The sequence below is a fragment of the Rhodococcus sp. NPDC049939 genome (assembly GCF_040656415.1).
Lineage (GTDB): Bacteria > Actinomycetota > Actinomycetes > Mycobacteriales > Mycobacteriaceae > Rhodococcus_F.
In genome coordinates this window covers 223,759-250,246 of the sequence record NZ_JBFAMC010000004.1, presented here as the reverse complement: position 1 = coordinate 250,246, position 26,488 = coordinate 223,759, and the positions used below count along the sequence as shown (strand labels likewise).

Annotated in this window: 27 protein-coding genes; 7 read left to right on the top strand and 20 right to left on the bottom strand. The window is 63.5% G+C overall.

Annotation, left to right across the window (positions count from 1 at the left end; translation table 11 throughout):
• Positions 1–17: 17 nt before the first annotated feature.
• Together AB0I57_RS16120 and AB0I57_RS16115 are read right to left on the bottom strand one after the other, a co-directional pair.
• Positions 18–1,811, bottom strand: coding sequence for a long-chain fatty acid--CoA ligase (locus AB0I57_RS16120; RefSeq protein ID WP_358337088.1), 1,794 nt, complete (start codon positions 1,809–1,811; stop codon positions 18–20).
• Entirely contained in the window at positions 1,804–2,340 is a 537-nt protein-coding gene (locus AB0I57_RS16115; protein ID WP_358337539.1) for a MarR family transcriptional regulator, read from the bottom strand. The genes AB0I57_RS16120 and AB0I57_RS16115 overlap by 8 nt, the downstream gene beginning before the upstream one ends.
• 278 nt (positions 2,341–2,618) lie before the next feature.
• On the opposite strand from AB0I57_RS16115, the gene AB0I57_RS16110 reads away from it, so the two are divergent.
• On the top strand, positions 2,619–3,041 hold the full coding sequence (locus AB0I57_RS16110; RefSeq protein ID WP_358337085.1) for a hypothetical protein: 423 nt from the start codon (positions 2,619–2,621) through the stop codon (positions 3,039–3,041).
• Here the strand turns inward: AB0I57_RS16110 and AB0I57_RS16105 are convergent.
• The 4 genes from AB0I57_RS16105 to AB0I57_RS16090 form a co-directional block, all read right to left on the bottom strand.
• Complete coding sequence (locus tag AB0I57_RS16105) at positions 2,987–3,502, bottom strand: SRPBCC family protein (RefSeq protein ID WP_358337082.1); 516 nt, start codon at positions 3,500–3,502, stop codon at positions 2,987–2,989. The two genes, AB0I57_RS16110 and AB0I57_RS16105, sit on opposite strands and share 55 nt — an antisense overlap.
• Positions 3,503–3,763: 261 nt before the next feature.
• Positions 3,764–3,991 (bottom strand): hypothetical protein, encoded by a 228-nt coding sequence (locus tag AB0I57_RS16100; protein WP_358337079.1) that lies wholly within the window; start codon positions 3,989–3,991, stop codon positions 3,764–3,766.
• A gap of 208 nt (positions 3,992–4,199) precedes the next feature.
• Positions 4,200–5,327 (bottom strand): acyl-CoA dehydrogenase family protein, encoded by a 1,128-nt coding sequence (locus AB0I57_RS16095; protein WP_358337076.1) that lies wholly within the window; start codon positions 5,325–5,327, stop codon positions 4,200–4,202.
• Between the two features lie 8 nt (positions 5,328–5,335).
• A complete protein-coding gene (locus AB0I57_RS16090) occupies positions 5,336–6,511 on the bottom strand; it encodes an acyl-CoA dehydrogenase family protein (protein ID WP_358337073.1) in 1,176 nt (391 codons plus the stop codon).
• A gap of 276 nt (positions 6,512–6,787) precedes the next feature.
• Here AB0I57_RS16090 and AB0I57_RS16085 point away from each other — a divergent pair, with 276 nt between their 5' ends.
• Genes AB0I57_RS16085 through AB0I57_RS16065 form a run of 5 tightly spaced genes read left to right on the top strand, consistent with a single transcriptional unit; the run spans position 6,788 to position 9,284 of the window.
• The gene (locus tag AB0I57_RS16085) at positions 6,788–7,246 is read left to right on the top strand and encodes an Asp23/Gls24 family envelope stress response protein (protein ID WP_358337070.1); all 459 of its coding nucleotides are present in this window, start codon (positions 6,788–6,790) and stop codon (positions 7,244–7,246) included.
• Positions 7,243–7,557 (top strand): hypothetical protein, encoded by a 315-nt coding sequence (locus tag AB0I57_RS16080; RefSeq protein WP_358337067.1) that lies wholly within the window; start codon positions 7,243–7,245, stop codon positions 7,555–7,557. The genes AB0I57_RS16085 and AB0I57_RS16080 overlap by 4 nt, the downstream gene beginning before the upstream one ends.
• The gene (locus tag AB0I57_RS16075) at positions 7,554–7,733 is read left to right on the top strand and encodes a DUF2273 domain-containing protein (RefSeq protein ID WP_358337064.1); all 180 of its coding nucleotides are present in this window, start codon (positions 7,554–7,556) and stop codon (positions 7,731–7,733) included. Before AB0I57_RS16080 ends, AB0I57_RS16075 begins: the two co-directional genes overlap by 4 nt.
• Positions 7,726–8,709, top strand: coding sequence for a DUF6286 domain-containing Asp23/Gls24 family envelope stress response protein (locus AB0I57_RS16070; protein ID WP_358337062.1), 984 nt, complete (start codon positions 7,726–7,728; stop codon positions 8,707–8,709). The genes AB0I57_RS16075 and AB0I57_RS16070 overlap by 8 nt, the downstream gene beginning before the upstream one ends.
• Positions 8,706–9,284: a hypothetical protein gene (locus AB0I57_RS16065; RefSeq protein ID WP_358337059.1), complete on the top strand. Its 579-nt coding sequence runs from the start codon at positions 8,706–8,708 to the stop codon at positions 9,282–9,284. Before AB0I57_RS16070 ends, AB0I57_RS16065 begins: the two co-directional genes overlap by 4 nt.
• A gap of 96 nt (positions 9,285–9,380) precedes the next feature.
• Here the strand turns inward: AB0I57_RS16065 and tuf are convergent, their stop codons facing one another.
• From tuf to rpsL, 4 genes are all read right to left on the bottom strand, one after another.
• Complete coding sequence (gene tuf, locus AB0I57_RS16060; RefSeq protein WP_358337057.1) at positions 9,381–10,571, bottom strand: elongation factor Tu; 1,191 nt, start codon at positions 10,569–10,571, stop codon at positions 9,381–9,383.
• An 89-nt stretch (positions 10,572–10,660) separates the two neighbouring features.
• Positions 10,661–12,763 (bottom strand): elongation factor G, encoded by a 2,103-nt coding sequence (gene fusA / locus AB0I57_RS16055; protein ID WP_358337054.1) that lies wholly within the window; start codon positions 12,761–12,763, stop codon positions 10,661–10,663.
• Between the two features lie 165 nt (positions 12,764–12,928).
• A complete protein-coding gene (gene rpsG / locus AB0I57_RS16050) occupies positions 12,929–13,399 on the bottom strand; it encodes a 30S ribosomal protein S7 (protein ID WP_358337051.1) in 471 nt (156 codons plus the stop codon).
• On the bottom strand, positions 13,399–13,773 hold the full coding sequence (gene rpsL / locus AB0I57_RS16045; RefSeq protein WP_005252198.1) for a 30S ribosomal protein S12: 375 nt from the start codon (positions 13,771–13,773) through the stop codon (positions 13,399–13,401). The genes rpsG and rpsL overlap by 1 nt, the downstream gene beginning before the upstream one ends.
• Positions 13,774–14,395: 622 nt before the next feature.
• Here rpsL and AB0I57_RS16040 point away from each other — a divergent pair.
• The gene (locus AB0I57_RS16040) at positions 14,396–14,818 is read left to right on the top strand and encodes a carboxymuconolactone decarboxylase family protein (protein ID WP_358337048.1); all 423 of its coding nucleotides are present in this window, start codon (positions 14,396–14,398) and stop codon (positions 14,816–14,818) included.
• A 484-nt stretch (positions 14,819–15,302) separates the two neighbouring features.
• Here AB0I57_RS16040 and AB0I57_RS16035 read toward each other — a convergent pair whose 3' ends face one another.
• Genes AB0I57_RS16035 through AB0I57_RS15990 form a run of 10 tightly spaced genes read right to left on the bottom strand, consistent with a single transcriptional unit; the run spans position 15,303 to position 26,453 of the window.
• On the bottom strand, positions 15,303–15,851 hold the full coding sequence (locus AB0I57_RS16035) for a DUF3558 domain-containing protein (protein ID WP_358337045.1): 549 nt from the start codon (positions 15,849–15,851) through the stop codon (positions 15,303–15,305).
• A gap of 2 nt (positions 15,852–15,853) precedes the next feature.
• On the bottom strand, positions 15,854–16,375 hold the full coding sequence (locus AB0I57_RS16030; protein WP_358337042.1) for a DUF3558 domain-containing protein: 522 nt from the start codon (positions 16,373–16,375) through the stop codon (positions 15,854–15,856).
• 42 nt (positions 16,376–16,417) lie between these two features.
• Complete coding sequence (locus AB0I57_RS16025; protein ID WP_358337039.1) at positions 16,418–17,140, bottom strand: TetR/AcrR family transcriptional regulator; 723 nt, start codon at positions 17,138–17,140, stop codon at positions 16,418–16,420.
• A gap of 59 nt (positions 17,141–17,199) precedes the next feature.
• Entirely contained in the window at positions 17,200–18,000 is an 801-nt protein-coding gene (locus AB0I57_RS16020; protein ID WP_358337036.1) for an enoyl-CoA hydratase family protein, read from the bottom strand.
• A gap of 28 nt (positions 18,001–18,028) precedes the next feature.
• On the bottom strand, positions 18,029–19,189 hold the full coding sequence (locus tag AB0I57_RS16015; RefSeq protein ID WP_358337033.1) for an acyl-CoA dehydrogenase family protein: 1,161 nt from the start codon (positions 19,187–19,189) through the stop codon (positions 18,029–18,031).
• Positions 19,186–21,213 (bottom strand): biotin carboxylase N-terminal domain-containing protein, encoded by a 2,028-nt coding sequence (locus AB0I57_RS16010; RefSeq protein WP_358337030.1) that lies wholly within the window; start codon positions 21,211–21,213, stop codon positions 19,186–19,188. Before AB0I57_RS16010 ends, AB0I57_RS16015 begins: the two co-directional genes overlap by 4 nt.
• Before the next feature lie 8 nt (positions 21,214–21,221).
• Positions 21,222–22,820, bottom strand: a complete 1,599-nt coding sequence (locus AB0I57_RS16005; protein WP_358337028.1) for a carboxyl transferase domain-containing protein — start codon at positions 22,818–22,820, stop codon at positions 21,222–21,224.
• The gene (locus tag AB0I57_RS16000) at positions 22,817–23,965 is read right to left on the bottom strand and encodes an acyl-CoA dehydrogenase family protein (protein ID WP_358337025.1); all 1,149 of its coding nucleotides are present in this window, start codon (positions 23,963–23,965) and stop codon (positions 22,817–22,819) included. The genes AB0I57_RS16005 and AB0I57_RS16000 overlap by 4 nt, the downstream gene beginning before the upstream one ends.
• Positions 23,962–25,665, bottom strand: coding sequence for an acyclic terpene utilization AtuA family protein (locus AB0I57_RS15995; RefSeq protein ID WP_358337022.1), 1,704 nt, complete (start codon positions 25,663–25,665; stop codon positions 23,962–23,964). Before AB0I57_RS15995 ends, AB0I57_RS16000 begins: the two co-directional genes overlap by 4 nt.
• Positions 25,662–26,453, bottom strand: a complete 792-nt coding sequence (locus AB0I57_RS15990; protein ID WP_358337019.1) for a TIGR03084 family metal-binding protein — start codon at positions 26,451–26,453, stop codon at positions 25,662–25,664. Before AB0I57_RS15990 ends, AB0I57_RS15995 begins: the two co-directional genes overlap by 4 nt.
• Positions 26,454–26,488: the final 35 nt, after the last annotated feature.

The window sequence follows — 26,488 nt, the reverse complement described above, 5'->3', positions numbered from 1 at the left end:
GTCGCCACGGTAACCCGTCAGCCCAGGCGGTAGAGGCTCTCGATGTCATCGGCGAACCGTTCGGCCACCACATCACGCTTGATCTTCAGCGTCGCGGTCAGGTCTCCGTCTGCCTCGGTGAGGTCCCGGTCGAGGATCGCAAATCGCCTGATCGATATGGCCTGAGAAGCGTTCGCATCGTCGACGACTTCCTGCAGATCCGCGCGTAGGTCCTCATCATCGCGCAGGTCCGTCACCGGAACAGTTGACGGTTTGCCGCGTACCGACTTCCAATCCTCGAATGCCTGTGGGTCGACGGTCAGCAGGGCCCCGACGAACGGCCTGCCGTCCCCGACCACCACCGCCTGTGAAATCAGCGGATGAGATCGTAACCGGTCTTCGACAGGTCCGGGCGAAACACTCTCGCCACCTGCGGTGACCAAGAGATCCTTCTTGCGGCCCGTGACGGTGAGGTACCCCTCGTTGTCCAAACTGCCGAGATCACCGGTACGAAACCAACCGTCGTCGAATGCTTCCTCGGTGGCCTTGTCGTTGCGCCAGTACCCGCGGAAGACGACGCCTCCGCGCAGTTCGATCTCCCCGTCCTCAGCGATCCGCACACTATTGCCGCCGAGAGGCTTGCCGACGGTCCCGACCTTCTGCGCACCCGGGACATTCACGCAATGCAGGCCGGTGGATTCGGTGAGCCCGTAGCCCTCGTAGACAGGAAGCGCGATACCGCGAAAGAAGTGAGCGAGACTGGGCACGAGTGCACCGCCGCCGGAAAGCCCCCACCAGGGGTCGCCACCGAAGGATGCGCGAAGTTTCGAGTAGACGAGCACGTCTGCAAGCGCACGTTCGAACCGGAGGCGCGGCGACGGACCCTCGTCGTCCGTGGCTTCGCTGTATGCAATCGCTGTGTGCTCGGCAAATGAGTAGATCCGCTTCCGCAGGCGTCCACCCGACGTCGCTTTGCGCAGGTTACCTTCACGTACCTTCTCGAACACGTGGGGAACACCGGGGATCATGTGGGGCCGGAACCGTTCGAACTCGCCGTTGATCATGTCGAAGTCGCGCAGATGTACTTGTGTCGCACCGGACTCGAACAACGCGAGCGACACGGCACGCACAAGGCTGTGTGCGAGCGGAAGGAACATCAGCACGCGGTTTCCGGGCCTGGCAGCGTTACCGATCGGAGAAGCGAGGAGAGCCCGTACCTCCGAAAGGAAGTTGCGGTGGGTGAGGACGCAACCCTTCGGCCGTCCGGTCGTCCCCGATGTGTACACCAGCGATGCCAGATTGTCTGCGGTCATCGCCAGCACGCGGTCGTACACCTCGGAGTCGTCGATCGACCTGCCGTCCTTGATGAGCGTGCCCACCGCGTCGGCATCGATGGCAAGGATCCGCTTCACTGTGTAAGGAACGCCGTTGCTCTCGAAACTCGACACATGGTCAGCGGTCTCCATCAGTGCAGTCATGGCACCCGAATCCTCTACTATCCAACGGATCTGGTCGCGTGATGAGGACTCGTGAATCGGAACGGACACCGCGCCCGCCGCCCAGATCGAATAGTCGAGCAACGACCACTCGAACCGCGTCGATGACAAGAGAGCTACCCGGTCACCAGGACGGACACCATTGGCAATCAGGCCCTTTGCAACTCCGGTGACGAGCGCTGCGAAATCCTCCGCTCTTACATCGACCCAGCCCGCAGACTCGTTGCGGCAGTACATCACCCGATCCGGAGTTCTCTCGGCGTGCGCAAACACCTCCAGCACCGCATTCTCGTGGTCCACGACAGTGAACGTCGCCGCATTGGTGTACTCACGCACGGCCATCGCCTCCGATGCCGTCGCCTCCCATGCTGTCATCGCCGAGGGCGGTTGCGCCCAGTCGGAACTCACGGAGCTGACGAGCGAAGGCATCGATGTCGCTGTCCGACCACGAGTTCAGCCGAGTGCGCACTTCTTCTATTCGGTGTGCTTCGGCACTTGCCAACACCGCGACTCCCCATTCGGTAAGGGTCAGCGGATGCCCACTGCGCAGCGGGCCCTTCTCGGCGTGTACCCACCCTTCGTCCAAACAGCCCCGAAGCTGGCGCGACACGGTGGAGCGGTGCACGCCGAAGGCGTCGGAAATCTGTGTGGCCCTGCACCCCGGATTGCGGGCGACGAAGGACAGCAGCGAATGTTGAGCGAAGGTCGGCGATCCTGCGGTCCGGGAATCATTGGTAACGAGTTCCCTTATGAGGCGCACGAGTTCGTCATGAACGGCCACCACCCCAGATGCAAAGACATCCACCGCCTCCACCTCTGTGTGTTCAGAATCGCACTCGACCAACCTGACCTCGACCACCTGTATCCCCCCTCCTACGTGGTCACATTCTGGTCGTCACGTTCCCGTCGTCACATTCACCAAGCCCCGCCTATCCTGCTACCACTACCCACGCAGCACCCCTCATCCACGAAAACCACACGGTCACAATTGGAGAACAGTTTCACTTGACTCGGCTGACAGCGTGGATAGGGCTCGGATAGACCTTTCGGTATGCCGCTTCTCGCCTACGATTGGTGACCTCGAAACCACTGGTAGTTTAAGCTGGAAGAAGCCGTAAAAGAGCGAGAACCGAGGTAACAGCGATGGCGAACGCCGCCGATACCGCCCGTGCGAACGAACTGGTAGACGATGTCAGCACGACCATTGTGCGCCGAATCCTCGCAGGTTGCGATGCGGAGTTCGCTGATTGGATTCAGACCGGTCTCGGACTCGCCAGGTTGTTCCCTGGATTCCTCGGTGGTGGATGGCTGAAGGAAAGCAGCGCGTCCGATGTATGTGTGATCCTACTCAAATTCGAAACTCAAGCTGCGCTGGACAACTGGCTGACATCTTCGCTTCGGGCCGGGTGGCTGAGGACCGGCCGAAATATCGCTGTTGACGCACCGGCCGAGCAAGTGTCGAATATCAAGCGCGTATTCGGACGACTCGACTCCGACTTCCGCACCGACGATCAGCCCAAGTCTCCTGGGATCGACGCACCGGACGGCATTCCCTCCCCGAGATAGGTCTCATAGAAGGGTCGCCATGCCGGCGACTTTTCACCGCTGTGCCCAAAGGCGGCAGATCCGTCGAGGTGCCGGTCCAGGTTGGTAAGACACACACTCCATCCCGCGGCGTTGCGAGCTGCGGTGTTGCGAACCTCGAGCACATTGACGAGAGTGAGCGCGCAACCCTCCGCGGTTGGTTCGACCTCGAAGTGGATCTCGTCGCCGCTCCATGTGAACGCGAGGGTGCGCGGAGCGCTGTACACCAGGACGATTCCCGTCTCAGGATCCGCATCCGAGTCAGGGAAGAACTCGATGTCTCCACCCACGTACGGGTCGATCCGAACGGCCGATGGGAACCAACGCACCAGCTCGTCCGGCTCGGACACTGCCTTCCACAACCTCTGCTTGGAGTATGGATACGCACACCGAAACCGCACGGCTGGACGACCCTTGAACTCGAAGTACCTTCCACGGATCATCGGCCCTCCTCGAGGTGGTTCGTCACGTCAGCTTGACACGAGAGACCCCCACATTCAGGGATGTTCGCGGAGATTCGGTGCGCCATACCGGAGTTGTGAGGTACGACCAGCGGTTCACGTCAGGGAGACCTCACCTTCAGGAGGGAACCTGGTCGTTCAGGTTGCCCTGGGCCGTCAACGACGGGTTCTGACAGGCGTCCGCGTCAACATCTTTGGGATTGCCGACCGTTCAAGGAGAACCCTGAGCTGAGACGTCACGGCTCAGCCGACGGCCACACGTTGCGGTTCCGCTACCGTCATCGGGCGGTCACGGTGCAGTTCCGGATGTGCGTCGGCACGGATCCTGAGCAGGACGAGGCCGGATACCGACGCGACGATCAACGAAGCGACGGTCCAATGGACGTGCAGCTCAGAGATTCCCACTCCCGCACCGATGAGCCCGACGATGAGCAGGCTCCACACGATCGCTTTGACTGGATTGGACCTCATAGCAGTGCTCCTCCACCGAAATGACGCACATTCCTCGTGAGTTCGAAGACAGTATTGCGCGCCGAACGTTAGCTGCGTCACGTCCGAGCTCCCGACACGACACGTCGAAACCGCTCTATCCGATACCAATCCGAGATCAACAGCCCTCGGGTGCTTCTCGCCCTTCCTCTGTCGAGAGGCACCCGGCAGCTTCTTCGATGCCTGGTCTCTAGTTGATTCTCACCGTCCCCTGCGACACCTCCGACGCAAGCATCCTCAAGTGGTCGTCGGAACCCCCCAGAGTGTGCTCGATAGCGGTCAACCTGCTCAGATAGTGCCCGACGGGATACTCGGCAGTCATGCCAATCCCTCCATGCATCTGGATCGCCTCTTGCCCGATCGCGCGTCCGGAACGACCGATCTGCAGCTTTGCGCGGGATGCGATCGCCGGGTCCACGGTCCCGTCGGCCAGCGACATCGTCGCGTAAAGGCTCATGCTGCGGGCCAACTCCAGCAGCACGTACATGTCGGCGGCTCGATGAGTGAGGGCCTGGAACTTTGCGATGGGGACTCCGAACTGCTTGCGAGTCTCGAGGTACTCGGTCGTCAGTCGTAGTGCCTCCTCCATGGCGCCGACTGCCTCTGCGCACAGAGCGGCTTGCGCTCGCACATTGGAGGCCTCGATCACAGTCGACGCATCGCCTCCCTCACCGAGTTGCTCGGCGGGGGTGTTCGAGAGTTCGATCTGCGCGGCACGCAGCCCGTCATGGGTTGCATACGCGGTTCGGGTGAGCCCGGATGCATCACCATCGACGAGGAACAGACCGACACCACCCGTGGGCAGAGCCGCCGATACGACCAGGGCGTTCGCGCTGCCGCCCTGCGGCACGGGGTTCTTGATTCCCGTCAGCGTCCAGGAGTTGTCCTGCCAGGTTGCCTTCGTGGCCACTCGGGTAGACGGCCAGCGCACACCGGGATCCCGGTCGGCGAAAGCGAGCAGGAAGCTGCCATTCGACACATTGGGGAGAATTCGGCGCCGCTGATTCTCGTTGCCCGCAGCAGCGATCAAACCACCCGGCACGAAAACCGCGTCGAGGACGGGTTCGGGCGCGAGGCGGCGACCGATCTCTGTCATCACCGTTGCGACCTCGACGGGTCCGGCACCCATTCCGCCGTCTTCTTCGGCAAAGCTGAGCCCCAGCAAGCCCACCTCAGCGAGCTGCTTCCACACCTGCGGGCTCCAGCCCTGCTCGGTGGCCGTTACAGCATTCCGCTTCTCTGTGTCGTAATTGCGCCCCAGCAGTTCGCGGGTCGTGTCGCGCAGCATCGCTTGTTCATCGGTCAGTTCGAAGTCCATGTCACGCCTCACAGTCCGAGGATCGAGGATGCGATGATGCTGCGCTGCACTTCGCTCGATCCGCTGTAGATGGAAACCTTGCGGTAGTTCAAGTACGTAGGTGCGGTCCGCTGAGCCCACAGCGGTGAGGAGATCGCATCACCAGCTCCGACAGGTAGGGAGTCCGGTCCCGCCACGTCGGCGAGCAATTCGAGTGTGGCCTGCTGCAGTTCCGACCCACGCAGCTTCAACAACGACGACGCCGGGTTCGGCTTGCCGTCGGCCGAACTCGCGACGACGCGCAACTGGGTGAGCTCGAGCGCAATGATCTCGTTCTCGAGTTCAGCAATCCGCGCAGCAAACAGCGGGTCATCGAGGAGGGTGCCGCCTCCGACCGAGATCTCTGCGGCTCGGTCTTTCGCCTGCGCGAGTCGAACTTTGGAGAATCCGAGGCGCGTGACGCCGGTGCGTTCGTTGCCGAGTAGAAACTTGGCGTAGCTCCAACCCTGATTCTCCTCGCCGACAAGGTTCTCTGCGGGCACACGCACGTCCTCGAAGAAGACCTCGTTGACCTCGTAACCACCGTCGATCAGCTTGATTGGACGCACCGTGACGCCAGGCGTCTTCAGATCCACCAGGATGAAGGAGATACCAGCCTGCCGCTTGGGTGCGTCTGGGTTGGTACGGACGAGGCAGAAGATCCAGTCCGCGTGCTGCGCCAGGGTAGTCCAGGTCTTCTGGCCGTTGATCACGTAGTCGTCACCATCGCGGACGGCGCGGGTCTTCAACGAGGCGAGGTCGGAACCAGCCTCCGGCTCGGAAAAGCCTTGACACCACCAGATGTCGAGATTGGCCGTCGGTGGAAGAAACTTCTCTTTCTGCTCCTGCGAACCGAATTCGGCGATGACGGGTCCGACCATACCCACATTGAATGCGAGTGGTTCGGGGACCGACGCGAGCTGCAACTCGTCGAGCCAAATATGCTGCTGCACCGGCGTCCAGTCCCTGCCACCCCATTCCACCGGCCAGTGCGGCGTCGCCAGCCCATGCGCATTGAGGATGCGCTGGGTCTCGGTGAAGCTCTCCTTACCGACTTGTTCGCCGCGTGCGTAGCGCTCTCGGATGTCCTTCGGGATCTGCGTGGTGAAGAACTCTCGCATCTCGGCGCGGAACGCCAGCTCCTCGTCGGTCAAGGCCAGATTCATCGGAATCCCTTCGCACTCGAGGTCAGATTCATGTTCTGATCCAGACCGTACCCCGACCACCGCCGATTCACCACGGTATCCCCGGCAGCGGTTGCTTCGGTGAACGGCCAGCCTCCCGAAGGGTGGCCACGGTCGCCGACACAGACGACATGTGCTGCCATGGTCAGCCCTGCTCAGGCCAGTTCGGACAAGCAGTGAAGGGTGCCCGGGAAACGCACAGACCGTCCGCCATCATTAGTGTGGAACACACGGCAGGCAACTCGAAGGGGATCGACGATGACCAGCGATTCAGGCGCACGCAGCCGTGTGCAGTTCGGTGCCGGAACACCCGGACTCATCGGTTCCGAAGGCCGGACCATCATCGCGGACGCCGTGGTCGCCAAGATCGCGGGAATCGCGACACGTGAGATCAATGGCGTCTACGACGTAGGGGGTGGTACCGCTCGTGCCGTCGGCGCCCTGCGTGATCGGATCCCAGGCGCCCGCGTCAATCACGCCCAAGGCGTGGCAGTCGAGGTCGGTGAGAAGCAGGCCGCCATCGACATCGGCATCGTCGCCGAGTACGGCGTCGCTCTTCACGAGTTGGCGGTCGGTATCCGCCGCAACGTGATTACCGCTGTCGAGCGTATGACCGGGCTCGAGGTAACCGAAGTGAACATCACCGTCTTCGACGTCGTGCTGTTCGAAGAATCCGATTCCGCGTCCGAACTCGATACCAGACCGAGGGTGCAATGACCGGTGCACTGTCGCCGCAAATCGACGGCGAAGACATCTCCGAACGCATCGCGGCCGCCGTTCTCGCCACTCACGGAGTTGCGGCGATGCACGGGGGTACGTTCGGCGACATAGCCACCTATCTGCCGGGTCGGCGCGTCACCGGTGTCGTCATCGGCCCTACCTCCTGCGCGGTCCACCTTGCGGCGCGCTACCCGGCGAACGTCGTCGATACTGCCGAGAGAGTGCGAGCCGCAGTGGAACCGCTGGTAACCGTCCCCGTCGACGTCACCATCGAAGATCTCTTGACAGAGACAGGACAAGCCCTATGAACAGCACAACCACCGGTCTGATCGTCGGACTGCTCCTGGCAATCGCGGGGATACTCGGCGGATTCAGCGGCTTCGTTTTCGCGGTCCTCCTCGGCGCTGTGGGTATGGCCGTTGGCGCACATCGCGACGGCCATTTCGACCTCGGTGCAATCCTGCGGAGCCGCGGCCGTGGATGAGCCCTCCACCGCCGGTCCCGTCGCCCAACCACACGACAACACGGCTATCGACGAGACCGATTCGCGCGGCAAAGTGGTCATCAAGGAACGCGCCGTGATCAAGATTGCCACCGCCGCAGCGCTCCAGGTACCTGGGATCGTCAAGCAATCGGGGGGACTGTCCCGATTCACCGGACGAGACCTTCCCCGAGTCGACGTCTCGACGAGCGCGGACGCCGTTGCCATAAACCTCTACGTCGCGGTGAGATGGCCGTGCCGTCTCGATGTCCTCAATCGCCGATTGCGCACAGAGGTGAGCCAACAGGTCGAGCAGATGACCGGGATGCCGGTATGCGAACTCAACATCGTGGTCGCTGGAACAGAAACTGCTGCAGCCGAGGAACTTTCACCCGAGGCCCTCTACCCGGAGCAAGTCGATTCGGCATCGGCACCCACCCGGGCGGTACCTCTCCGGCCACGCACCCCGCGCGCCGCGCCCGCCGCAGTGCCCGCCGCCGTCATCGTGGCCGTGACCGCCCTCGGCCTCGCCATCGTCGCGGGGCGTGAACTTCTCATCATGCGCGGCACTCTGGGCAACGCACCCTGGGTTCGCAACACTGCCGAGTGGCTGGGACGCCTGCACTGGTCCACCTGGATACTCCCCGTAGCAATTTGCTCGGTCGTCGTGGGGATCGTGTTCATCGCCGTGGCCCTCAAACCCCGGCCTCGGACCCACCTGCCACTGAAAATCGGAGAGGCTCCGACCGTGTGGCTGCGGCCCACGGACCTGGCTCGCAATTCGAGCAGCCACGCCAACGACGTTCCCGGCGTGGTGTCGGCGCACACGACGGTTGACCGCAAGCACGTCACTGTGCGTGTGGTGCACAACGAGGCAGCATCCGCCGAAGATGTCACCACAGCTGTTCGCGAGTCCGTCGAGCCGACGTTGTCCCTGCTCGGTGTTTCGCCCGAACTGCGAGTGCAGGTGAAGAAATGACGCATCGCGCCGCAGCCGTCAATCGAATTATCGTCCTCGCCGTCGGACTCGCACTAGTCGGATTCGGCGTCTATGCAATCGCGTGGGACGTGAGAGTGCCGATCGTGCGCGAATGGGTGTCGCGATACGACCGCGAGCTGATTACGGCACTGCCCCAACAGGATTGGTGGGGGTGGGCACTTGCTGCCACGGTGATCGTAGGACTGGTGTTCGGGGGGTTCCTGCTTGCCGTGGACCTGACTCGGCGACGCACCTCCCCCGTAGCGGTGCCGGATCCGGAGTCGGGCACGTACGTGACCGTCGACCTCGATTCCATCGCCAACGGAGTGTCCAGCGAACTCGCCGAGTATCCCGGCGTCCGGCAAACGCGGGCGCGAGCCGTCATCGAACGTGGGCTCCCGACCTTGCTCATAGTCGTGACCGCCGACCCGACCATCGATATCGCCGACTTCACCCGCACATCGGAAGACATCGCGTCGTGGGTGGAATCGACCATCGGCGGCGAGCAGGTCGCCACCCAGGTTCTGCTTCACCTCGACCGTGCTGAGAATCCGGCAACGCACGACGAACCCTGAACTCGAACCTTCACTCTCGTGCAAATACCGATGGCGCCCAACCCCGCGGGGTTGGGCGCCATCGGTATTTCGTGCTGACGATCACATAGGCGGTGCCTACTTGATGATCTTCGTGACCTTGCCGGCGCCGACCGTGCGGCCACCTTCGCGGATCGCGAACCGTAGACCCTCGTCCATGGCGACCGGCTGGATCAGCTTGACGGACATCTCGGTGTTGTCACCGGGCATGACCATCTCGGTACCCTCGGGCAGCGACACAACGCCCGTCACGTCCGTGGTGCGGAAGTAGAACTGCGGACGGTAGTTGTTGAAGAACGGCGTGTGGCGGCCACCCTCGTCCTTGGACAGGATGTACGCCTGGCCCTCGAACTCGGTGTGCGGGGTGGTGGTGCCGGGCTTGACGACAACCTGGCCACGCTCGACGTCCTCGCGCTTGATACCACGAACGAGCAGACCGACGTTGTCACCAGCCTGACCCGAGTCGAGGAGCTTGCGGAACATCTCGATACCCGTGACAGTGGTCTTCGTCTTGTCCTCACGGATACCGACGATCTCCACCTCCTCGTTCACGTTGATGACACCGCGCTCGATACGACCGGTGACGACCGTGCCACGGCCGGTGATCGTGAAGACGTCCTCGACGGGCATGAGGAACGGCTTCTCGGTCTCGCGGACCGGGTCCGGGATCGACTCGTCGACGGCGGCCATGAGCTCGAGGATGCTCTTGCTCCACTCCGGGTCGCCCTCGAGTGCCTTCAGGCCCGAGACGCGGACGATCGGGGCTTCCTCGTCGAATTCCTGACCGGCGAGGAGTTCACGGACCTCCATCTCGACGAGTTCGAGGATTTCCTCGTCGTCGACCATGTCAGCCTTGTTCAGCGCCACGAGGATGTACGGGACACCGACCTGGCGAGCGAGCAGCACGTGCTCGCGCGTCTGCGGCATCGGGCCGTCGGTGGCGGCGACCACGAGGATGGCGCCGTCCATCTGCGCCGCACCGGTGATCATGTTCTTGATGTAGTCGGCGTGACCGGGAGCGTCGACGTGAGCGTAGTGACGCTTCTCGGTCTGGTACTCAACATGCGAGATGTTGATCGTGATACCGCGAGCCTTCTCCTCAGGAGCCTTGTCGATCTCGTCGAAGGCCGAGGCCTCGTTGAGATCGGGGTATGCCTCATGCAGAACCTTGGTGATGGCCGCGGTCAGCGTGGTCTTGCCGTGGTCGACGTGACCGATGGTGCCGATGTTCACGTGCGGCTTCGTCCGCTCGAACTTCGCCTTCGCCACTTTTGTCCTCCTGGACTGATTGATGCTTGCGGTATGCAGCAGTGCGGTTGTAGTTACTTCGATCGTGCTTCGGCCGGCTGGAACCGAGGTTACTCGCCGGTCGCCTTGGCGATGATTTCCTTCGAGACGTTCGAGGGAACCTCTGCGTAGGAATCGAACACCATGGAGAAGTTCGCCCGGCCCTGGGTCTTCGACCGCAGATCACCGATGTAACCGAACATCTCCGAGAGCGGAACCAGCGCCTTCACGACACGGGCACCACTGCGTTCCTCCATGGCCTGAATCTGGCCACGGCGGGAGTTCAGGTCGCCGATCACGTCACCCATGTACTCCTCGGGTGTAATGACCTCGACAGCCATCATCGGCTCGAGGATGACCGGGCCTGCCTTGCGGGCGGCCTCCTTGAGCGCCTGAGAGCCGGCAACCTTGAAGGCCATTTCTGACGAGTCGACGTCGTGGTATGCACCGTCGAGCAGCGTCAACTTCATGTTCACCAGCGGGTAGCCGGCGAGAACGCCGTACTGCATGGCGTCCTGCGCGCCTGCATCCACGGATGGGATGTACTCACGCGGAATGCGGCCACCGGTGACCTTGTTCTCGAACTCGTAGGTGGCGCCGTCCTCGCCCACGAAGGGCTCGAGAGCGATGATCACCTTGGCGAACTGGCCCGAACCACCGGTCTGCTTCTTGTGGGTGAACTCGTGCTTATCGACCGTCTTGGTGATGGTCTCACGGTACGCGACCTGCGGCTTACCGACGTTGGCCTCGACCTTGAACTCACGGCGCATGCGGTCGACGAGGATGTCGAGGTGGAGCTCACCCATGCCGCCGATGACCGTTTGGCCGGTCTCGTCGTCGAGTTCGACCGAGAAGGTCGGGTCCTCTTCGGCGAGCTTCTGGATCGCAGTTCCCAGCTTCTCCTGGTCAGACTTCGTCTTGGGCTCGATCGACACCTGGATGACCGGGTCCGGGAAGCTCATGGACTCGAGAACGATCGGGTTGTTCTGATCGCACAGGGTGTCACCGGTCGTGGTGTCCTTCAGGCCGATCATCGCGTAGATGTGGCCGGCCACGGCTTCGTCGACCGGGTTCTCCTTGTTGGCGTGCATCTGGAAGAGCTTTCCGATGCGCTCCTTCTTCCCCTTGGTCGCATTCATGACCTGGGCGCCGGGCTCGATCCGGCCCGAGTACACGCGGACGAAGGTCAGCTTGCCGAAGAACGGGTGCGCAGCGATCTTGAACGCCAGTGCCGAGAACGGCTCGTCCTTGCTCGGCGTGCGCGTGAGGACTTCGTCCTCCTTGTTGAGTGCGTGACCCTCGACGTTGCCGATGTCCAGTGGGTTCGGCAGGTAGTCGATGACCGCGTCGAGCATCGGCTGAACGCCCTTGTTCTTGAACGCGGAACCGCAGAGAACCGGGTAGAGCTCGGAGGCGACCGTCATCTTGCGGATGGCGCCCTTGATCTCCTCGACGGTGAGTTCCTCACCGGCGAAGTACTTCTCCATGAGCTTCTCGTCGGACTCGGCGACCGTCTCGAGCAGCTTCTCCCGGTACTCGGCAGCCCTGTCCGCAAGATCGGCCGGAATCTCCTCGATGGTGGGCTCGGCACCGATCGCGACCGTGCCGCGCCAGGTGATGGCCTTCATCTCGACCAGGTCGACCACGCCGTCGAAGTCGTCCTCGGCGCCGATCGGCAACTGCAGGACGAGCGGTTTCGCGCCGAGACGATCGATGATCGTCTGAACCGTGAAGTAGAAGTCCGCGCCCATCTTGTCCATCTTGTTGACGAAACAGATGCGCGGAACGTCGTACTTGGCGGCCTGACGCCACACCTGTTCCGACTGGGGCTCAACGCCCTCTTTGCCGTCGAACACGGCAACAGCGCCGTCGAGAACACGGAGCGAACGCTCCACCTCGACGGTGAAGTCGACGTGCCCAGGGGTGTCGATGATGTTGATCTGGTTGTTGTTCCAGAAGCAGGTCACCGCGGCAGAGGTGATCGTGATGCCGCGTTCCTTCTCCTGTTCCATCCAGTCCGTCGTCGACGCGCCGTCGTGCGTCTCACCGATCTTGTAGTTGACACCGGTGTAGTACAGGATCCGCTCGGTGGTCGTCGTCTTGCCGGCGTCGATGTGCGCCATGATGCCGATGTTGCGGACCTTGTTCAGGTCGGTCAGCACTTCCTGTGCCACAGGATTCTTCCCCGCTCGTAGCTCGTGTATCGGGTGTCGGCCTCCCCGGAGTTCACCAGCGGGGCCATTGTCTCGAGTTGTATAGATCAGCCGGCTTCCCCAGTAGGGGCCCGGCGCAACGACAACGTCGGAGCAGCCGTCAAGGGCGACTGCTCCGACGTGAAGTCACCAGCGGTAGTGGGCGAATGCCCTGTTGGCCTCTGCCATCTTGTGAGTGTCCTCGCGGCGCTTCACAGCGGCACCGAGGCCGTTGCTCGCGTCGAGGAGCTCGTTGGCGAGACGCTCGACCATCGTCTTCTCACGACGTGCGCGCGAGAAGGTGACCAGCCAGCGCAAGGCCAGTGTGGTGGAGCGACCGGGGCGAACCTCGACCGGCACCTGGTAGGTGGCGCCACCGACACGACGGCTACGCACCTCGAGAGCGGGCTTGACGTTGTCCAGCGCGCGCTTGAGCGTGACGACCGGGTCGGTGCCCGTCTTCTCGCGTGCCATCTCGAGGGCTTGGTACACGATTCGCTCAGCGGTGGACTTCTTGCCATCCAGCAAGATCTTGTTGACCAGCTGGGTCACCAAGGGTGAACCGTAAACCGGGTCGTTGATGAGGGGGCGCTTCGGAGCGGGGCCCTTACGTGGCATCAGCTCTTCTCCTTCTTGGCGCCGTAGCGGCTGCGTGCCTGCTTGCGGCCCTTGACACCCTGGGTGTCGAGCGAGCCGCGGATGATCTTGTACCGAACACCGGGGAGGTCCTTCACACGACCACCTCGGACGAGCACCATCGAGTGCTCCTGCAGGTTGTGGCCCTCACCAGGGATGTAGGCGGTGACCTCTACGGAGCTCGTCAGACGCACACGCGCGACCTTACGAAGCGCGGAGTTCGGCTTCTTCGGGGTGGTGGTGTACACACGGGTACACACGCCACGACGCTGTGGACTGCCCTTCAGGGCTGCCGTCTTGACCTTGGCGGTCTTGTCGCGGCGGCCCTTTCGGACCAGCTGATTGATGGTTGGCATTTACCGGCTTTCCTCGTATTGAATTGAACAGACTGCTCTGGACGAGCAACCTTGGCTGTTCTGAAATTAGGGATCTAGCAGTTGGGACAAGAGAGCTGCTGCCCCTCACCCGTACCCCGTGTACCCGAGGTCGGGTGTGTCGCATACCCCCACACAGGCAGCCAAATGCCCGTTCTATACAGAGGATCTGTACGAACGCGCGCTCGGCAATACCATGCTAGGCACACAGATCGGCCCGGGCAGGCCGGACACGACCCCCAACAATACCTGTCGGCGCGCTGGAAGGTCAAAGTGACCCGAGGGTTGCTGCGTGGCGAACTGCGAGCCCCTGATCATGGCGAACATCTGCATACGAGACTCCAGGCATACCGGGACCTGATGTTCCAAATGCACCCGGCCCAGTGCCCGTTTCGTCGTTCACGTAGTGGCCCACCACGAGTTCGGACTTAGCCGGAGGCGGGAGCCAAGTTCTATGGTTGCTGCTATGCCCTCCCCTGTCCCGCGGAGAGGGGAGGAAGCGTGACCGACCATCGGTAGTGGAGCCGCATATCGCGATTCACTCGGCCCTCTGCCACAGGCGACGTCCCGGTCCGTGCCCGAGCAGCAAGAAAGAAGGCCCACGATGACCTCTACACCCGAAGACCCTGCGGAGACTCGGGACGAACGGTTCGCCCGGGGATTGAAAATCGTCGCTTCCCTCCACGGCGAACGTGGCCAGAAAAACCTCGAATCACTCGCCGAAGCCTCACCCGAACTCAGCCACCAGATAACGGCATGGGCATACGGCGACATCTACGGTCGGCCCGGACTATCACTCCGGGATCGACAACTATTGACCGTCGGTATGCTGACCGCCCTCGGCGGCTGCGAATCGCTACTGACCGTCCACATCAACGCGGCGCTCAACATCGGACTGAAACCTGAAGAAATCCTCGAAGCACTCCTGCACTCGGCCGTCTACTGCGGAATGCCGAAGGCAATGAACGCCACCTTCGTCGCCAAGGACGTCTTCACGGATCGCGGAATCCTTCCGATGGAGCAATAGTCCCCCTTCCGGCACACCCTGGGATGGCCGGGAGGAGAGCTTCTTGTTCGGCAGCTCGGGAAATTCGGGGCATCGTGATGATCGGTTTTACTGGTTCGACTCAATCATCCGCGCGCGAACAATGAAACCGACTTGAGCCACAAAGAGAATCCCTGGGAATACGTACAACCACGGTTGTGCTCCTGCCATGAAAAGTAGAAATACACACGCTGCCAACAGCCAAAATTCCGACAAGTAGCCAAGTGGTCCAGTCTTGGTCTTACGCATGACCTCCCCCTTCTGTTCTCTCGAGCACGCTACCCACGATCTCAGCGACAAGAACCGCCACTTCGTGCGCGAAGTCAGGACCGGCCACTTCGACATAGTCGCGGTCAGCCATCGTCGCCCCACAATCCCTAGCTGACTTGCCGATCTGTTCGGTCAGCCGAATCGCGCAGTGCGGCGACGCCCTTTCAGGTGAGCACGATCGGTGCGATCGAAGGCACTAGATGCTCCGGTTGACCGTCATGTTTGCGAGAGTCGACGCCGCATCACACGGATCCATCGCCCCGTTCTTGAACTGCACCCACCAACCCACGACCCCACCGGATGGTGATCCGACGGTCACACCACATGAGCCGGGGTCCTCCGGGGGCCGCATCACCACAGACCTGCGCCCCTGGACGGTCGACGACTCGACCGCATAGCCCAACTTCTCGCCCGTCGACTGCTCGGTATCCAGCGACCCCGTCTCGAACCAGTTGAACGTCACCTTCCCCGGTCCGTCCGCGCCGATCGTGTCCCACCGACAAATCGCGCCGAAAAAGCCACGTGAAATTGCCAGGGCGCCGACGGTTTGCGCGATCTGATCTTCCGAGACCGCATTGCATTCCTCGAGCAGTGCGGTGAACTCCCCGTTGTCACCGGACGAGAATGCTCCCTCGGCGCGGGGGGTGCCCTCGATGGTCGAACTGCACCCGGCAATCAACCCGGCTGCGGCCGTCGCGCTGACTATCTGCGCGGCACGCCGCATCCGGCGACTGGTCACATTCATGCTCATACCGCCCTCGAGACACTGAGTTCCGCAAGATCACGAGCCACCGTGCAGGGGTCGGCAGTCGGCTGCGCGTTCGCATACATCACCGACCAGTGGATGAAGTCCCCACCGAACTCGACTCCGAGTTCACACAGGATCCCTTCCGACGATGCCATGAATCCGGGGTGGCCCTGCACGTCGATTTCTGTGGCAGGTCTGCCGATCAACTCGGATCCGGCGCGTTCTCGGCCGATAGGACTGCCGCGGTACCACGAGAACGTCACGCTCGGCCCACCCGGTCCCGTCACGTCCCATTCGCAGCCGACCGAATTGCGCGTCACATCGACGAAGGATGGCATCCCGAATGCCGCCGCCACCTCCTCGTCAGTGACGGAGCCGCACAGTCCGAAGAACGGCCCCGGATCGGTCACCTGCCGTGGCGCGGCGGTGGCGACAGTACTCGAATCGTCTCCCTCATTCGCACAGCCGACCAGGACCGCCGAGACGGCGACCAGGACGAGCGCTCCCCATTTTCGGCCCATAGTCGGTGACTCTACCGATCGCCTTGCTCGGCGCCCGACACGTCATGCGTGGTCCGGTCGCTCTACCGACTCACCGGACCGCGGCTCTGCCTCATCACCGCCCCGCGGCTCTGCCTCATCACCGCACCGCGGTGGTGCCGACTCACCGCACCGCGGTGGTGCCTCATCACCGCGGTGCGCCAGGGCGGCGTCCAACTGCGCCGACCAGTTGCGTACGACCTCGGCCCGCCGCTTGGAATCGTCCGTGAGTACGTCCGCGAGACCCAGTCCGCGAGCGAGATCGAGGGTTGCCTGCATCAGGCGGTGCGCAACCGGATCCGAGTCGTCGAAACCCAGGTGTTCGACGGCGGTGCGATGTGCGATCCTGCCGAACCGTTCCTCGAGGGGCACGATTCGTGCCCGAAGTTCTGGGTCCGCGGCGGCTGCCGTCCACACCTGCAAGGCGGCCTTGAACAGGGTTCCCGTGTAGTAGTCGACAAGCCTCGAGACCACTGCCTCCGTCCGGCCCGGTCCGGTCGGAAGGTCAGTGGCCTCGCGTCGCGCCTGTTCCATCCGAGCTTCGAACATGACCTCGAGGGCGGCCGTGAAGAGGTCTTCACGGGTTGGGAAGTGGTGCTGTGCCGCGCCGCGGGACACACCGGCTCGCTGCGCCACGAGACTCACGGTCGTGGCGCCCCAACCCAGTTCGGCGAGGCAATCGATGGTTTCCTCGAGCAAGTGTCGACGCGTGACCCGGCTGCGGTCCTGCTTCGGTTCGCTGGTCATCGTTCACCTTCCCGCTGGTCGCGACTCACCGGCTTGCGTGGGTCGAGTCCGGGGACTTTTCAACCATGTGCTGCACCGGGTGCCCATCGCGGCGGCCGCTTCTGCAGAAATGCCGTCATGCCTTCCCCTGCCTCCTCGGACTCGAAGAGCCTCGCCGACTGTGCAATCAACGCCTCGGTGTACCGGTCGAAATCGGCGAGCGTGGCGCGGGTGGTCAACGTCTTCGACTCGGCCAGCCCCTGCGGCGACGCTTGCCTGAACTGATCGAGCAACTCCTCGACCGTGACATTCGGATCCTGGGCGGCAGCAGTGATCAGTCCGATGGCCTCCGCTTCGTCGGCACCGAACTTCTCCCCCGTTAGGAAGTACCGACTCGCGGCTCGAGAATCGATTCGTGGCAGGACGGTGAGCGAGATGATCGACGCCGCGAGTCCGAGTCGCACCTCGGTGAGGGCGAAGGTGCTTCGCGGCCCGGCGACAGCAAGGTCACACGCTCCGACAAGCCCCATACCGCCGGCCCGGACGTGTCCGTCGATCTTCCCGATCACCGGCTTCGGCAACTCGACGATGGCGCGCAACAACTCCGCCATCTCCTTGGTCCGCGAGCCGACGTCTCCCGAGGTCTCGCTGAGGTCAGCCCCGGCGCAGAACGTACCCCCGGTATGGCTCAGAACGACGGCACGGACGTCCGGGTCCGCGGCCGCAGCACGCAGACCCTCGTGGAGCTCGCTGACCAGCCGGCCCGAAATGGCGTTCCGGTTGTGCGGAGAGTCGAGTGTGAGAGTCGCGAATCCGCGCTCCACCTCGTACCTTACGTAGCGGTCCGAGGTCACATTCGTGTCCGCTCCGGTGTCGGTCATGGATTCCTCCCTGCTCGTTTCGACTTGCTCAGTACGACTTCGGCAAGCCCAGCGAATGCTGGGAAACGAAGTTCAGGACCATCTCGCGGCTCACCGGAGCGACGCGGCCGATTCGTGCAGCCCCGAGCATGGCAGCGAGCCCATACTCCTTGGTGAGACCGGCACCACCGTGCGTCTGGATCGCCTGGTCGAGTGCCTTGATGCTGGCCTCCGCGGCCGCATACTTGGCCATGTTCGCAGCCTCGGCGGCACCGAAGTCGTCGCCGCTGTCATAGAGCACGGCGGCCTTCTGCATCATCAGCTTGGCGAGTTCCAGTTCGATCTTGGCCTGTGCCAGAGGGTGGGAGATCCCTTGGTGGGCGCCGATGGGGTCCTTCCAGACCGTACGTTGCTTGGCGAAGTCGACCGCGGCGTCGAGGGCATAGCGACCGACGCCGATTGCCATCGCCGTGGCAAGGATGCGCTCGGGGTTGAGCCCGGAGAACAGCTGCATCAGCGCCGCGTCCGCCTCTCCCACCAATGCGTCCGCGGGGAGCCGGACGTTGTCGAGAAACAGCATGAACTGGTGGTCGGGTTCGACGATGTCCATCTCCACCGGCGTCTTCACGAAGTTCTCGGCGTCGGTGGGGACGATGAACAGCGCCGGCTTCAGCTTCCCGGTCTTCGAGTCCTCGGTCCGGGCGACGATCAGCACGGCGTCGGCCTGGTCGACACCCGAGATGAAGACCTTGTTCCCTGTCAGCAGCCAGTCCTCGCCATCACGTCGCGCAGTGGTCGTGATCTGGTGCGAGTTGGAGCCGGCATCGGCCTCGGTGATGCCGAAGGCCATGATCTTCGAACCGTCGGCGAGACCGGTCAGCCACTTCTGCTTCTGGTCTTCGGTGCCGTACTTGCCGATGATGGTGCCGCAGATGGCAGGAGACACGACCACCAGCAGCAGGCCCGCACCGTGGGCGGCGAGCTCCTCCTGGACCAGGGCGAGTTCGTAGATGCCCGCACCACCTCCGCCGTACTCCTCGGGCAGGTTGACCCCGAGGAACCCGAGCTTGCCTGCCTCGTTCCACAGTTCGGTCAACGGCTCTCCGCGTCGCGCCTTCGGTAGAACGTAGTCGATGTAGTTGAAGCGCTCCCCGAGCCGGGACACCGAGGCCCGGAGTTCCTTTTGCTCTTCGGTCTCGATGAAACTCATGACTCTCCCTCATATTCTGCTGCGTCGACGGTGGACGCTTCTACTACAGCCAATACCGTTCCCAGGTCGACCTGCTGGCCTGCGACGACCGCCAGTTCGCTGACGATGCCTGCGGTCGGCGCCTTGATCGTGTGTTCCATCTTCATTGCCTCGAGCCAGACGATCGGCTGCCCCGCAATGACAGAGTCGCCGACCGCCGCGCCCAGCCGAATCACCGAGCCCGGCATCGGCGCCAGCAGCGATCCTTCGGCCACTACTTCGCTGGGGTCGGTGAACCGCGGCGCCGCATGCAGGCTCACCGGCCCGAGCGCGGAGTCCACGAATACGTCGTCCCCGTACCGGGCCACCTCGAACGAGCGCCGCAGGCCGCCGGCCTCGAGCACGACGTGCCGTGACGTGGCCGACTCGAGTGTGACGTTCTCGAACCCGTCGGCGCTCAGCCCGGATCGGGTGAGCAGGTATCGGATCTCGATGTCTCCGCTGCTTCCGTTGAAGCTCTTGGTCTGCGGAGCGGACGCCAAATTCCGCCACCCGCCGGGCACCGATCTGTTGACCGCGGCGGCGTCTCGGTTGTGCGCGGCGTCGGCAAGTGCGGCGGCAAGCGCCGAGAGTCGTTCCGTCTCGGATGACGCCAGAGGTCGCGACAGCACTTCCAGCGAGTGGGTGTCGAAGAAGGCCGTGTCGGTGTCACCGGCGAGGAAAGCCGGATGACGGAGCACGTTTACCAGCAGGTCCCGGTTGGTGCGCAAACCGTGAATCTTGGCGCGACTCAACGCTGCGGCGAGCCGGGTGGCCGCCTGCGTGCGGGTGGGTGCAAACGAGATGACCTTGGCGAGCATCGGGTCATAGTGCACACCGACCGTCGAACCGTCGACCACTCCGGAATCGAGCCGGATTCCCGCCGTGCGCAGGACGTCGAACTCGGCGTAGTCGCCGGGAAGTTCGATGCGGTGAACAGGCCCGCTCTGCGGCTGCCAGTTCTGTGCCGGATCCTCGGCATACAACCGGACTTCGATGGAGTGACCCGACACGGCAGTCGATTCGGCGGCGAGAGCCTGTCCCGACGCCACCTGCAGTTGCAGGTCCACGAGGTCTAGTCCCGTGGTGCATTCGGTGACCGGATGCTCGACCTGCAACCGTGTGTTCATTTCGAGGAAGTAGAAGTCGCCTGCCTCGTCCGCCAGGAACTCGACCGTACCGGCACCTTCGTAGTCGATGGCCTTTGCTGCGAGCCTGGCAGCTTCGAAGAGCCTGTCCCGCATGCCCGGACGAGCCTCGACCAACGGTGACGGCGCTTCTTCGACCACCTTCTGGTGACGACGCTGAATCGAGCACTCCCGCTCCCCCACCGCCCAGACCGCTCCGTGCCGGTCCGCCATGATCTGGACCTCGATGTGCCTACCCGTTTCGAGGAATCGCTCACAGAAGACGGTCGGATCACCGAAAGCCGACTGGGCTTCGCGACGTGCTGCTTCCAGCTGCTCCGGCAAGTCCGCGAGTGCACGAACCACGCGCATACCGCGACCGCCGCCCCCCGCGGACGCCTTCACGAGAACCGGCAGATCGGCCTCGGTAACCGATGCGGGGTCGAGCTCAGCCAGTACCGGAACACCGGCAACGGACATCAGCTTCTTCGACTCCACCTTGGAGCCCATCGTCTCGATGGCGGCAGGCGGCGGACCGATCCACGTCAGTCCTGCCTCGATTACCGCACTTGCGAACTCCGCATTCTCCGAGAGAAACCCGTAGCCGGGGTGGATGGCATCCGCGCCGGCGCGCAACGCCGCCTCGATGACGAGGTCGCCGCGAAGATACGTGTCGGCGGGGCTGCTGCCTTTCAGTCGGACCGAGACATCCGCTTCCGAGACGTGCGGGCTCTGTGCGTCGGGGTCCGAGTACACGGCGACGGTACCGATACCTACACGTCGGCAGGTGGCGAAGATGCGACGCGCAATCTCGCCGCGGTTGGCGACCAGCACGGAATGGATCGTGCTCGGGGCGAGTGGAGTGGTTGGGGTAGTCAACACAGTCCTCACATCCGGAAGACGCCGAAGTTCTCGGCGCCCTTGATCGGGGCGTTGGCAATAGCCGACAGGCACATTCCCACCACCGTTCGGGTATCTCGCGGATCGATCACGCCGTCGTCGTATAGCCTGCCGGACAGGAACATCGGCACCGACTCGGCTTCGATTTGGTTCTCGATCATCGCCCGCATGCCTGCGTCGGCCTCCTCGTCGAAGGCCTGCCCACGAGCCTCGGCCGCGGCACGACTGACGATGGAGATCACCCCGGCAAGCTGCGCGCCACCCATCACCGCGGACTTGGAACTGGGCCAGGCGAACAGGAACCGCGGGTCGAATGCGCGCCCACACATGCCGTAGTGCCCGGCCCCATACGAAGCGCCGAGCAGGATCGAGATGTGTGGGACCTTCGAGTTGGACACAGCATTGATCATCATCGATCCGTGTTTGATCATGCCGCGCTCCTCGTACTCCTTGCCCACCATGTATCCGGTGGTGTTGTGCAGGAACAGAAGTGGCGTGTTCGACCGGTTCGCGAGCTGGATGAACTGGGTGGCCTTCTGAGACTCCTCACTGAACAGCACACCGCGGGCATTGGCAAGAATGCCAACCGGGTAGCCGTGCAGCTCGGCCCAACCCGTCACCAGTGAGGAACCGTACATTTGCTTGAACTCGTCGAAATCGGAGCCGTCGACGATGCGGGCGATCACCTCGCGCGGATCGAACGGGATCTTCAGGTCGGCAGGAACGATGCCGAGCAACTCCTCCGGGTTCTCGAGCGGTTCGATCACCTCGGCGCGAGGGGCCGGACCCTGCTTCTTCCAGCCCAGCCTCTTGACGATGTTGCGCCCGATTCGGATTGCGTCCTGCTCGTCGACGGCCAGGTAGTCGGCGAGACCGGACTTGCGCGCATGCATCTCGGCACCACCGAGGGTCTCGTCGTCGGACTCCTCACCGGTGGCCATCTTCACCAAAGGCGGCCCGGCTAGAAAGACTTTGGACCGTTCCTTGACCATGACGACGTGATCGGACATCCCGGGGATGTAGGCGCCGCCGGCCGTAGAATTGCCGAACACCAGCGCGATCGTGGGGATGCCTTCCGCTGACAGCTGGGTGAGGTCGCGGAACATACGGCCCCCTGGGATGAACACCTCCTTCTGCGTCGGAAGGTCGGCGCCCCCCGACTCCACGAGGGAGATGACAGGCAGCCGATTCTGCCGGGCGATATCGTTGGCGCGGAATCCCTTCCGCAGTGTCCACGGGTTGCTGGTTCCGCCGCGGACAGTGGGATCGTTGGCGACGATCAGACACTCGACGCCCTCCACCACACCGATTCCGACGACGGTACTGCCGCCCACGGGGAAGTCGCTCCCCCATGCCGCGAGCGGGCACAGTTCCAGAAACGGCGAGTCGGGGTCGAGCAGCAGCTCTATCCGCTCCCGCGCGAGAAGTTTCCCACGCTTCTTGTGCCGCTCCGTGTACTTCTCCCCGCCTCCTGCGAGCACCTTGACGTGCTCGGCCTCGATCTCGGCAAGCTTGCCGATCATGGCCTCCGCAGCCTCTGCATACTCCGCAGAATTCGTGTCGAGCGCTGACTTCAGCGTCGTCATGACTGATACCCCAATCTCTTGGCTGCGAGCCCGGTGAGGATCTCGGTGGTCCCGCCCCCGATACCCAGGATCCGCATGTCGCGGTACTGGCGTTCTACTTCGCTCTCGGACATGTAACCCAGCCCGCCGTGCAACTGGACCGCCTGGTTGGCGACCCACTCTCCCGCCTCCACCGCGGTGTTCTTCGCGAAGCACACCTCAGCGATGAAGTCCTCGTTCGACGTCAACGACCGCTCCACGAGCGCGCGCGTGTACACCCGTGCAACGTCGACCTTGCGCGCCATCTCCGTGACGGTGTTCTGTACCGATTGCCTGCTGATCAGCGGACGGCCGAAGGTCTCCCGGTCCCGAACCCACCGCAGGGTGAGGTCGAGGCACCGCTGCGCGCTCGAATACGCCTGAGCGGCGAGCGCGATCCGCTCGGTGAGGAACGCCTGAGCGATCTGCGCGAAACCGCTGTTCTCGGCACCGACCAGGTTCGCGACCGGGACCCGCGCGTCCGCGAAGGACAACTCGGCGGTGTCGGAGGCGCGCCACCCCATCTTGTCGAGTTTGCGGGCCACCTCGAATCCCGGCGTTCCCTTCTCGATCACGAGCAGGGAGACTCCCGACGCCCCCGGCCCGCCCGTTCGCACGGCAGCGACCACGAAATCAGCCCGGACGGCAGAAGTGATGAAAGTCTTCGAACCGTTCACGATGAAGTGGTCGCCATCGCGCACCGCGGTGGTCCGGAGGTGGCCGACATCGGAACCGCCGCCCGGTTCGGTGATGGCCAGCGACCCGATGAGTTCCCCACGGAGGGTGGGACGCACCCACTTCTCGATCTGGTCCGGATCCCCAGCGGCCACTAGATGTGGCAGCGCGATGCCAGCCGTGAAGAGCGATGCGAACGCACCACCGGATGCCCCGGCCTGATGGAACTCCTCGCAGATCAGGATGGTATCGACCAGGTCACCGCCCCCGCCGCCGACGGACTCCGGAAATCCTGCACCCAGCAGTCCGAGTTCGGCGGCCTCACGGTGCAGCGATCGGGGTAGTTCACCGCTGCGCTCCCACTCGTCGAGGTGCGGCAGTATTTTCCGTTCGACGAAGGCGCGCACAGTCTTGCGCAGCTGGTGTCGCTCCGGCGTATCCCACACGCTCACAGGACTTTCCCTTCGACAAGCCTGTCCGGGATGTCGAGATGGCGCGATCGAAGCCACTCGCCGAGCCCCTTGGCCTGCGGGTCGAACCGCGCCTGGGACGCCACACCCTCGCCCAGGATTCCCTCGATGACGAAGTTGACGGCGCGCAACTTCGGCAGCACGTACCGCGTGACAGCAAGGTCGGCGGCTTCCGGGAGGAGCCGCTTCAACTCGTCGACGGTCAGCGCGTGCACGAGCCAGCGCCACTCCTCGTCAGTACGCACCCACACCCCAACGTTTGCGTTGCCGCCCTTGTCGCCGCTGCGGGCGCCGACGACCGTCCCCAGCGGTACGCGGGTCGTCGGTCCCGTATCCAGCGGCGTCGGCAGGTCGGGTTCGGCGACCTCCTCCAGGTCGCGGACCCGAGCTGTCGGCTCGACGTTCACGCGCGTACCGTCCGGCAGCACCGCGACGTGCGGAACCTGCTTGGCATCAACGTAACCCGGAGTGAAGACCCCGTATGGCACACCCTCGCCGGGTGGCGCTGTCAGAGTGAATCCAGGATAGCTCGCAAGAGCGAGTTCTACCGCGACCGCAGAGAATCCTCGCCCCACCAACTTCGGGTCGGGATCTCGAACGGTGCAGCGTAGCAACGCGCTCGCCGCCTCTTCGGTGGCGGCGTCCGGGTGGTCGGTGCGTGCGAGTGACCAGTCGAGTTCGGCCGGTCGGGCACGAAGCCCGCCCTCGAACTGACGCTGCACCAGTGCCGCCTTGTCCTCGATGTCAAGCCCGGTGAGCACGAACACCGCCTCGTTCCGGAACCCGGCCAGGCTGTTCAACGACACCTTGACTTGCGGGGGCGGCGCCTCGCCGGCAACGCCGCTGATACGCACCCGGTCGGAGCCCACCTGCGTCAATTCGGCGGTGTCGATTCGGGCGGTCACGTCCGGCCCGGCGTAACGACCGCCGGCCACTTCGTACAGCAACTGCGCGGTGACCGTGCCGACGGTGACCGCTCCGCCGGTGTCCGCATGCTTGGTGATCACCGAGGACCCATCGGCCTCGATCTCCGCGATCGGGAAACCGGGCCGGTAGAGATCGGCGATCTCGGTGAAGAACGCGTAGTTGCCACCTGTGGCCTGGGTTCCGCACTCGATGACGTGGCCTGCAACCACCGCCCCGGCGAGCTTGTTGAAATCGTCTCGCTGCCAGCCGAAGTGGGCAGCTGCCGGACCGACGATCACCGAGGCGTCGGTGACCCGTCCAGTCACCACGACATCGGCTCCCGCGTTCAGGCACTCGACGATGCCCCATGCTCCGAGGTACGCGTTTGCCGTCAGCGGTTTACCGAGTTCGAGCTCGGCTGCACGGGCGACCAGGTCGTCCCCCTCGACGTGGGCGATCTTCGCCGACAGCCCGAGTCTGTCGTTCACCGTCCGCAGGGCCTCTGCCAGTCCGGCGGGGTTGAGTCCCCCGGCGTTGGCGACGATGCGGACACCCTTGTCCAGCGCAAGCCCCAGGCAGTCCTCTGCCTGACGGAGAAACGTCTTGGCGTATCCGAGGCCGGGATCCTTCATCCGGTCGCGGCCGAGTATCAACATGGTCAGTTCGGCGAGGTAGTCGCCCGTCAGATAATCGAGTTCGCCGCCCTCGAGCATCTCACGCATAGCTGACAGCCGGTCACCGTAGAAACCGGAGCAGTTGCCGATCCGTACCGTCATCGCGTTCCCGCTTCTCGGCCGGAGCCGGACGGGCCTGCGAAGGCTTGCGCGATGCCGAGCCAGGTATCAGCGTCCGCTCCGGTGGCGATCAGGTCGAGGTCCTGACGATGGGCGCGCTGGGTGACGAGCAGGCAGAAGTGCTCCGCCGATCCGGTCACCGTCTGCGCAGCATCTTCCGGACCCCAGACCCACGACGACACCCCGTCATTGGCGGTGAGCTCGACCCGGAATTCCTCGGTGGGCGTTGTCAGACCGTTCACCACGAAGGAAAAGTCGCGGGTGCGCACGCCGAGATGTGCGATGTTCCTCAACCGCTCCGTCGGTTTCCGCGACACCGACAAGGCGTCGGCGATGTCCTGACCGTGGGCCCATGTCTCCATCAATCGGGCGGTTGCCATCGATGCCGCCTTCATCGGTGGGCCGTACCAGAGAATCTTCTGCCCGGGAGACACGGTGATGAGGGCGTCGGCAAGACGCGCCCTGGTCGTACGCCAATCCGCCAGCAGTTCCGCGGGTGGCCGCTGGGCGTGCTCTTCGGCGCCGGCGTCGACGAAGCCCTCCGGGTTCGCTGCAGCAACCGTCAATTGTTCGGTAAAACCGTCGGGGTTCGTGATCGCGAGCAGCGCGGCTTCATCCGTCCACAGCAAGTGCCCGATCTGGTGGGCGATGGTCCAGCCCTCGGCTGGTGTCGGCTGGGCCCAGAGAGAATCGGGGATGTCTGCTACCAGCGCATCCAGCGACTCACCCTCGGCACGCATGTCATCAATGAACCTCTGCAGTTCGACCATGAGACAAGCATCACGCCCCTGAGACAAAAAAGCAA